6 protein-coding genes are annotated in these 4461 nt (G+C 62.3%); 4 read left to right on the top strand and 2 right to left on the bottom strand.

Features of this window, described 5'->3' with window-relative positions:
- Positions 1-756, bottom strand: a 756-nt coding sequence (locus tag QVE23_RS10910) for an MATE family efflux transporter (RefSeq protein ID WP_502919062.1), incomplete at its 3' end; no start/stop codon positions are given.
- Complete coding sequence (locus tag QVE23_RS04000; protein ID WP_021751489.1) at positions 749-1183, bottom strand: MarR family winged helix-turn-helix transcriptional regulator; 435 nt, start codon at positions 1181-1183, stop codon at positions 749-751. The genes QVE23_RS10910 and QVE23_RS04000, both read right to left, overlap by 8 nt.
- 251 nt (positions 1184-1434) lie before the next feature.
- On the opposite strand from QVE23_RS04000, the gene QVE23_RS04005 reads away from it, so the two are divergent.
- The 4 genes from QVE23_RS04005 (at position 1435) to QVE23_RS04020 (ending at position 4339) form a co-directional block, all read left to right on the top strand.
- Positions 1435-2043: a DAK2 domain-containing protein gene (locus QVE23_RS04005; protein WP_021751488.1), complete on the top strand. Its 609-nt coding sequence runs from the start codon at positions 1435-1437 to the stop codon at positions 2041-2043.
- 67 nt (positions 2044-2110) lie between these two features.
- Entirely contained in the window at positions 2111-3109 is a 999-nt protein-coding gene (locus QVE23_RS04010; RefSeq protein ID WP_287967599.1) for a dihydroxyacetone kinase subunit DhaK, read from the top strand.
- A gap of 5 nt (positions 3110-3114) precedes the next feature.
- Complete coding sequence (lsrF, locus tag QVE23_RS04015) at positions 3115-4002, top strand: 3-hydroxy-5-phosphonooxypentane-2,4-dione thiolase (RefSeq protein ID WP_021751486.1); 888 nt, start codon at positions 3115-3117, stop codon at positions 4000-4002.
- 13 nt (positions 4003-4015) lie between these two features.
- Entirely contained in the window at positions 4016-4339 is a 324-nt protein-coding gene (locus QVE23_RS04020; RefSeq protein ID WP_287967600.1) for a hypothetical protein, read from the top strand.
- Positions 4340-4461: the final 122 nt, after the last annotated feature.

Below are 4461 nucleotides of genomic sequence, written 5' to 3' on the forward strand. Positions count from 1 at the left end.
CTGCTGGAGCATGGAGGGCAGGCCGATCTGGGCGATGCGCTTCACCGCCACCATGTGGAAGAGGGGCAGCTTCACGCCCTGTTTTTCCGGCTCGCAGGGCATCCGCCGCATCCGGCGGAGCAACACCAGCAGGGAGGCCACGGCGCAGAGGCCCTGGGCGATCAGCGTGGCCCACGCCACGCCAGCCACGCCCATGCCGAAGCGGATGACGAACAGCAGGTCCAGCACGATGTTTGTCAGGCTGGAGATCATCAGGAAGATCAGGGGCGTCTTGCTGTCCCCCTGGGCGTTATAGATGCCGTTGAGAGTGTTGTAGAGGAACAGGAAGACCGCGCCGCCGAAATAGATCTGCAGATACGTCCGGGAGTCGGCCATGATATCCGGGTCCGTGCCCAGCAGCTGCAGCAGGGGACCGGCCAGCAGCGTTCCCAGGCCCATGATGAGGAGCCCCAGGACGCCCAGAGAGATGATGGCGGTGGAGATGGTGGTCTTCATCTCATGGATGCGCCCGGCACCGAACAGCTGGGACACCACCACCGTACAGCCCATGGACAGTCCGGAGGCCACGGCCACCGACAAAAACACGATGGGGAAGGAGGAGCCTACGGCCGCCACTGCGTCTTCGCCCACAAATTTTCCCACCACCGCGGTGTCCACCATATTGTAGAGCTGCTGGAACAGATTGCCCGCCACCATGGGCAGGGCAAAGAAAAACAGCAGATTCAGCGGTCTGCCCTCCGTCAGATTCTTAACCATGTTCACTTCCCTCTCCTCGACAAAATTCGATCACATTCTCCGCAATGCGGGTCAGAAACGCCTCGTTCAGGGCGCGCTCCTCAGGGGTGAAGCCCTGGTATTTGACATGCCCCCACTCCTCCAGAATCCTCTGGACGCCCTGATATGCGCCCTCCCCCGCGGGAGTCAGAGAGACATGCTTCTCCCGGCGGCACCGGGCGCTCACCTGCCGCTCCACCAGGCCGCGCTTTTCCAGACGGGCCAGGCTCCGGGCCACAGCCCCCTTGTCCACCGCCAGCTGGACGGCCAGGTCCTCCTGCCGCATGTGGCCCTCCCGCCCCAGCAGGTGCAGGATCATGCCGTCCAGCTGCTGCAGGCCCAGGGTGCCAAGCCTGTCCCGAAAATACTGTCGCTCCAGGCGGCGAAACATCTCGATCCGATTCGGCATACCATTCTCCTATCGTTGCATTTTTCAACAATTGTATTTTACAAGAATCGCCATGGGAAATCCATATACAAAACACACAAAATAGGGAATCCTGTCCGTCAATGAAGGGCGGGGTGGAAAGGCCGTCGGAGAGTCCCTGCTGGCCGGGAGAAAAGAGGGGCGATGCGCCTTGAAAAAGCGAAATGACTATGTTAGAATAAAGATGTCTTCCAAAATTTGTTTATTTTGTCAAAAGAGGGGGCCGATATCACATGACAAGAGCTGAATTTGCGGCGCGCCTGAAAAACGCCTGCGCCGCTGTGACCGCCGCTGAGGCGGAGCTGACGGAGATCGATTCCAAATTTGGGGACGCGGATCACGGCCTGACCATGGCGAAGATTGCCGGGGCTATCTCCGAAGCAGTGGACGCCGCCGAGGGGGGGATCCAGTCCATGCTGGATGACGCGGCCATGGCCGTTATGACCCTGAACGGCGGCAGCGCCGTCCCCCTGTGGAACACCTGGCTGGACGGCTTGCAGGAGGAGGCCCCAGAGGGGGAGGAGATCGACGTGGCGGGCCTCAAGGCCATCTTCGCCAAGGCCCTGGAGGAGCTGGAAGATATGTCCGGCGCCAAGGTGGGGGACAAGACTATGATGGATGCCCTGATCCCCGCCAGCGAAGCCGTCGCGGCCTATACAGGAGACAGCGCGGACGAGCTGTTCGATGCCGCGGCCCAGGCCGCCGCCCAGGGGGCGGAGGCTACGAAGCAGTATGTCTCCAAATTCGGCCGGGCCAAGAGTTACGGGACCAAGACCATCGGCACCCCGGACGCGGGCGCCGTGTCCATGTCCTGGTTCTTCCAGGGGCTGGCCCGGGAATAACCTGTTGTTCCACCCGCAGGAGCGGGATTGGCAATGCACCACTTAAATATCACTGGAGGAATGCTGTATGAAAATGAAGAAGTTCATGAACGCGCCGGAGACGGTCACCGACGAAGAGCTGGTGGGCCTGGGTCTGGCTTATCCGGACATTCTGAATGTGGACGGCCACCTGGTCATCAGTAAGGATCTGACCAATGCCGACCGGGTGACCATCGTCACCTACGGCGGCTCCGGCCATGAGCCCGCCCAGGCCGGTTTTGTGGGCAAGGGTATGCTGGACATCCAGGCGGTGGGTGATATCTTCGCCGCCCCCAACGGCCAGCTGGTGTTTGATGCCATGAAGATGGCGGACAAGGGCCACGGCGTGCTGCTGCTGACCCTGAACTACGCCGGCGACCAGCTGGCGGGCAAGCAGGCCATGAAGCTGGCCAGGAAGGCCGGCCTCAATGTGCGTCAGGTGGTCACCGGCGAGGAGATCCGGTACGACCCCAACGGCGAGGACAACAAGCGGGGGCTGGCCGGCGCGGTGGCGCTGTACCACATCGCCGCGGCCGCCGCACGGGAGGGCAAGACTCTGGAGGAGGTAGCGGAGATCGCTCAACATTACGCGGACAACATGGCCTCCATCACCGTCAAGTCCACCGATGCCACCCATCCCCAGAACGGCATGTCCTTCGGCGACCTGGGAGAGACCGACCTGATGGAGATCGGCGCCGGCCAACACGGCGAGGGCGGCGGCGTCCGGGTGCCCATGATGTCCTCCAAGGATACCGTGGCCACCGTGGCCGAGGCCCTGTGCAAGGCCTTGGACCTGAAGCCCGGGGACAAGACCTTTGTGATGATTAACGGCTGCGGCGCCACCACCATGATGGAGATGCTGGTGCTGTTCAAGGACACTGTGGAGTTCCTGAAGGCCAAGGGCATCGAGGTCGTGGCCAGCATGGTGGGTGAGATCCTCACCGTCCAGGAGGCCGCAGGCTTTCAGATGAACATCGCCAAGTGGGACGAGGAGATGCTCCGTCTGTGGAACACCCCCTGCCGCACCCCGGCGTTCAGTAAGGAGTAAGCGCTATGCCAGACGCAATCGGAAACAAGACCGCCCACGACTACCATCTGGACGTGCCTGCCCCGGAGCAGGGCTTCTTCGCCAAGGGCCTGGGCCACGGGGACTGGGGAGCCAAGAATCGGCTCTCCCACCTGTTCAATCCCAAGAGCGGCAACACGGTGATGCTGGCCTTTGACCACGGCTATATCATGGGGGCCACTGCGGGCCTGGAGCGCATGGACGTGACCATCGCCCCTCTGTGCCGGTACGCGGACGTGCTCATGGCCACCCGGGGGGCCATCCGCTCCTGCATCCCCCCCACGGTCCACAATGCCATCTGCCTCCGGGCCACCCATGACGCCAGTGTGCTCATCGACGACATGAGCACCGGCAACGGCGTGGGTGCCGATATGGAGGCCGCCATCCGCATGAATGCCTCCGCCGTGGCCATCCAGTGCTTCATCGGCGGGGCGGGCGAGGCCCGGTCCCTGGAGACCCTGTGCCGCGCCGTGGACGCCGGGGAACGGTACGGCATCCCTGTTCTGGGCGTCACCGCCGTGGGCAAGGAGATGGCCCGCACCACCCAGTATTTCCTGCTGGCCACCCGGATGCTGGCAGAGCTGGGGGCGTCCTTCGTCAAGACCTACTACTGCGATGACTTTGAGAAGGTAGTGGCCGCCTGTCCCGTGCCCATCGTCATCGCCGGCGGCAAGAAGCTGCCGGAGGACGAGGCCCTGACCATGGCCTACCGGGCCATCTCCGACGGCGCCCGGGGCGTGGACATGGGCCGCAACATCTTCCAGAGTGAGCATCCCGCCGCCATGTGCCGGGCGGTGGCCAAGATCGTGCACGAGAAATTTACTGACCGGGAGGCCTTCCAGTTCTATCAGGAGTTGGCCGCCCAGGATAACTGACAGGAGGTTTTCCATGGCAGCGGAGTATATGCATATCGGGCTCCCCGTGCTGAACAAAAAGCCCAACATGGTCTACAACGAGTGGGGCGGCTTCTGGGTCAATGAGAGCGTGGATGCCTACGACTACAAGATTGAATACCTGAAATTTGAGGAGGGAACCCGGTTCCCGGAGATCCTTTCCAAACAGCCCCACGTGGCCTACAAGGTGGATAACATGGACCCCTATCTGAAGGAGGCCCAGCAGGTGATTTTCGGGCCGGAGACCCTCAGCGATACGGTCCGGCTGGCGTTCATCACCCTGGATGACGCCATCATTGAGCTGTACGAGGAAACATAACGGCTTCAACACCGGCCTCCGCCAGTGTGCGGAGGCTGGTCCCTTGCCGCCACCCCGCAGGGAATGGAGGGTATCCGGCACAGACTTGGAAAAAACCAGAGCGGCGCCCCGGCGGAATATTC

Origin of the sequence: Oscillibacter sp. KLE 1728, assembly GCF_934833455.1 — a bacterium.
Classification (GTDB): domain Bacteria; phylum Bacillota; class Clostridia; order Oscillospirales; family Oscillospiraceae; genus Oscillibacter; species Oscillibacter welbionis.